This is a genomic window from Methylocystis borbori, from assembly GCF_036576025.1.
Taxonomy (GTDB): Bacteria; Pseudomonadota; Alphaproteobacteria; order Rhizobiales; family Beijerinckiaceae; genus Methylocystis; species Methylocystis borbori.
In genome coordinates, this window is record NZ_JAZHYN010000096.1 from 1 (window position 1) to 1,520 (window position 1,520).

Consider the following 1,520-nt stretch of genomic DNA (forward strand, 5'->3'; position numbering starts at 1 on the left):
GCCGCATTGATGAGTGCGCCTTGTCTGATTTCGGCGTCGCCGCGCTGGGCGTGCTGGATTTCGCCGGCGGCGACCTTGTCGAGATAGGCCTTGAACCAGGTGATCGCCGACTTCTCGATGAACTCATGCGCATATTCGTCGACAGGCTCGATCCCGGCCTTGATCAGGTCGTTCTTCGGGCACCCGCCGATCTTCGCCACAAACACCGCATGGCAGTCGTTGATCGCCCGGATCACCGTCTCCAGGCTGTCCTCGTCGCCATAGCCGCCCTGGCAGTAAAGATCGACGCGGCGATGACCAACGAACTTCGCCCCGGAGGTCGACAGCTCATAGACCTGGAACTCCTTCGCATGGCCGAAATGCTCGTTGATCAGGCCCGAGCCCTTCGTCGCCACCGCGATCAGAAGCTTGATGTCGCTCTGAGCCCCGGCCAGCGTCGCAAGCTCTTCCTGCTTCGCCGCAACCTTCGCCTGACGCTCTTCCTCGACCTTCGCCTGATAGGCCTGGCGCGCGTCGAGATCGTAATCGACCTCCATCGCCATGATCTTCTCGGTCGTGAACTCCGCGCTGCGGTCCTCGCCCAGAAGGCCCACCGCGTCCGCCCGGCACTGGCGGCAGTGGCGCATCATGTTCATCTCGCCTTCGCAAGAGTCCTGAAGCGCCTTCAGCTCCTGCGCCGACGGGCCGCGCTGGCCGGTCAGCCCGAACACCGTCCCATGCTCCGGAGACGAAATCAGCGGCATGATGTTGTGCAGGAACGCCCCGCGCGACTTCACCGCCCGGTTCACCTCGATCAGGTGACGGTCGTTGATCCCCGGGATCATCACCGAGTTCACCTTGCACAAAATCCCGCGCTCGGTGAGCATCTCGAGGCCCTGCAGCTGGCGGTCGGTCAAAAGCTTCGCCGCCTCGACGCCCGTGTAGCGCTTATGCTTCCAGAACACCCAGGGGTAGATCCGCGCGCCGACCTCGGGGTCGACCATATTGATCGTGATCGTCACGTGGTCGACGTTGAACCCCGCGATCGTGTCGACGTGATCGGGCAAAGCCAGGCCGTTCGTCGACAGGCACAGCTTGATGTCCGGCGCCGTCCGCGCGATCAGGTCGAAGGTCTTGAAGGTCTTCTCCGGATTGGCCAGAGGATCGCCGGGGCCCGCAATGCCCAGAACCGTCATTTGCGGAATGGTCGAGGCGACCGCCAGAACCTTCTTCGCCGCCTGCTCCGGCGTCAGCTTCTCGCTCACAACGCCCGGACGCGACTCATTGGCGCAATCATATTTGCGATTGCAGTAATTGCACTGGATGTTGCACGCCGGCGCCACCGCCACATGCATGCGCGCATAGTGATGATGCGCCTCTTCGCTGTAGCAGGGATGGTTCTTCACCTTCTCCCATATGTCCGTCGGCAGATCCCCCTCGCCCGCCGCCGAGCCGCAGGACGCCTTCCCGCTGCCCCCAGACGTCCCGCACCCCTTGTGCTCCGCGATCTTCTCCATAATCCCGGCAAGAGCCTCAGTCGT

The 1,520-nt window shown here is 63.1% G+C and carries 1 protein-coding gene; it reads right to left on the reverse strand.

From position 1 onward, the window contains the following. On the reverse strand, positions 1-1,496 hold a 1,496-nt coding region (nifB, locus tag V3H18_RS16535), incomplete at its 3' end, for a nitrogenase cofactor biosynthesis protein NifB (protein WP_408631798.1). Positions 1,497-1,520 lie beyond the last annotated feature (24 nt).